This is a genomic window from Pseudomonas congelans, assembly GCF_900103225.1.
Classification (GTDB): Bacteria; Pseudomonadota; Gammaproteobacteria; order Pseudomonadales; family Pseudomonadaceae; genus Aquipseudomonas; species Aquipseudomonas congelans.
This window is the reverse complement of record NZ_FNJH01000021.1, coordinates 1-2,649: the sequence shown is the minus strand read 5'-3', so window position 1 is coordinate 2,649 and position 2,649 is coordinate 1. Positions and strand designations below refer to the sequence as shown.

General features: G+C 62.8%; 2 protein-coding genes. Both read right to left on the bottom strand.

Annotation, left to right across the window (positions count from 1 at the left end; all coding sequences use genetic code 11):
• Nucleotides 1–1,681: condensation domain-containing protein (locus BLR20_RS26295; protein ID WP_074595118.1), on the bottom strand; the 1,681-nt coding region annotated here is incomplete at its 3' end.
• 14 nt (nt 1,682–1,695) lie between these two features.
• Nucleotides 1,696–2,649, bottom strand: a 954-nt coding sequence (locus BLR20_RS26290) for a phosphopantetheine-binding protein (RefSeq protein WP_143010034.1), incomplete at its 5' end; no start/stop codon positions are given.

The following is a 2,649-nucleotide window of genomic DNA, read 5'->3' as shown; positions in this document are numbered from 1 at the left end:
GGCCGCGCTCGGCAGCCAGCCCGACGCGCACATCCGGGCCGACGCCCTGCTCGCGCAGTTTGTGCGCCAGCTGGTTGGCGCGCTGGTTGAGCTGCCGGTAACTCAGTTGTTTGCCACCAAAGCTCAGGGCGATAGCCTGCGGGTTACGCTCGGCCTGGGCTTCGATGCGTTGATGGGCGCAGTGCTCGCTCGGGTAGACCGCAAGGTTGCGATTCCAGTCACGCAGGGTGTTCTGGCGTTCCTTGGCACTCAGCAAGGGCAGGTCAGCGATACGCTGATTGACGTCGTGGCACATGCCGTTAAGCAGGTTGCGCCAATGGCTGGCCATGCGCTCGATGGTTGCCGCGTCGAACAGGTCGGTGGCGTAGGTCAGTGCGGCTGTCAGGCCGTCCGGGCGTTCGCAGGTGTCGAGGGTCAGGTCGAACTGCGCGGTGTGCTTGTCGGACACCTGATATTCCAGGCGCAGCCCTGCCAGCTCACGGGTCTGGGTCTGGTTATGGCCCTCGCTCTGGTGGTTGTAGGCCACCTGGAACAGCGGGCTGCGGCTCAGGTCGCGCTGCGGCTGCAAGGCTTCGACCAGTTGCTCGAATGGCAGGTCCTGATGGGCCTGCGCCTGCACGGCGGTGTGTTTGACCTGCTGCAACAGCTCGGCCACGGAGGTCTGCGTGGTGAACTCGGCCTTCAGCACCTGGGTGTTGACGAAGAAGCCGATCAGCCCCTGGGTTTCGCTGCGGGTACGGTTGGCGACCGGCACGCCGACGCGTATATCGGCCTGACCGCTGTAGCGATGCAGCAGGGTCTGCAACGAAGCCAGCAACAGCATGAACAGCGTGATGCCCTGTTGCCGCGCCAGCCCCTTGAGGCTGTCGAGCAGCGCGGCATCCAGCTCGACGTTCAAGCGCGCCCCGCGGTAACTGCGCAGCGCAGGACGCGGCCGATCAGTGGGTAATTCCAGAATCGGCTGTTGCTCGCCCAGTTGCTGCGTCCAGTACGCCAACTGACGTTCCTGTTCACCCATTTCCAGCCAGTTGCGCTGCCAGAGTGCATAGTCGGCGTACTGGATCGGCAAAGGCGCCAGTTTGATCTCGCGACCGAGGCTGGCGGCCTGATAGAACTGCATCAGCTCCTCGACCATGATCGGCATCGACCAGCCATCGGAGACGATGTGGTGCTGGGTCAATACCAGTACATGCTCCTGCCCGCTCAGCCTGAGCAGGTTGACCCGCAGCAGTGGCCCTTGCTGCAGATCGAAAGGCTGCTGCACATGACGATCCACCCAGCCTTCAACGCACTCGCCAGCGGACAGCTGCTCGACACCGAGCGCAAAAGGCGACGCAGGCTGCACCACCTGCAGCGCTTCATCACCCTGCTGTTCGAAGGTCGTGCGCAGGGTTTCGTGACGCTCGGTCAGCTGCTCCACGCTGCGCCGCAATGCCTCGACATTCAGCGTGCCGTGCAGGCGCAGCGCCAGCGGAATGTTGTAGGCCGCGCTATGCGGTTCCAGCTGCCAGATGATCCATTGCCGCTGCTGCGCGTAAGAGAGCGCGGACGGTGCCTGCGTCTCCCTCACGGCAATCGGTGTGACCCCGTAGAGATTCACCCCTTGACGCTTGAGCAGCACCGCCAGCGCCTTGCGTTCACGGGCGGACAGCGATTTAACGGAGTCAAGCAACTGTTGCACTGGGGTCTCTCCTGCTAAGCAATCAAATTATCAATTTCCTCCGCTGATAAACGTTTGAGTGCCTCCAGTGATTTAGTCAATTCGTCCTGCGCGTGGCCACTTTCGCCATTTTTTTCCTGCAGCGTGGCGCAGAACTCCGCCAGCAGCGGTTGCTCGAAGACATCCTTGAGGCTGACCTCGTGCTGCAACTGTTCGCGCACCCGCACGAGCATCTGCACCGCCAGCAGCGAATGGCCGCCGAGCTCGAAAAAGTTGTCGCTACGCCCGACCCGCTCGACCTTCAACACATCGGCCCAGATCGCTGCCAGTTGCTGCTCCAGCTCGCCTTGCGGGGCGCTGTAAGTAGCCTGTAACTGGCTAGAGTCCGGCGCAGGCAGCGCCTTGCGGTCCAGCTTGCCGTTGGCGGTCAGCGGCATGCTGTCGAGGACGATGAAATGGGTGGGCACCATGTAATCCGGCAGGTGCGCCCTGAGTTCGCTTTTCAGCATTTCACGAAGACTCTGCTGATCCTGATCAGCCTCAGTAGGCACCAGATACGCTGCCAACTGGCCGTCCAGCGCCAGCACGCTCACTTCTCGCACGCCCGGATGCGCTTGCAGCCGCGCTTCGATTTCACCCAGTTCGATGCGGAAGCCACGAATCTTCACTTGGTGATCGATGCGCCCGGCGTAGTCGATCACGCCTGTCGCCCGATAACGCGCCAGATCGCCGGTGCGGTACAGGCGGCCGCCATCGCTGGAAAACGGATCGGGCACGAAGCGTTCGGCCGTCAGCGCGGCGCGGTTATGGTAGCCCCGCGCCAGACCGGCGTGACCGATGTGCAGCTCGCCACTGCAACCCTGAGCGACCGGGTTGAAATCGGCGTCCAGTACGTACCAGGACAGGTCGGGAATCGCCTCGCCAATCGGGCTGGCGGGATTCTGCGTGTCAGCCAACGTGATCGGTCGATAGGTCACGTGCACAGTGGT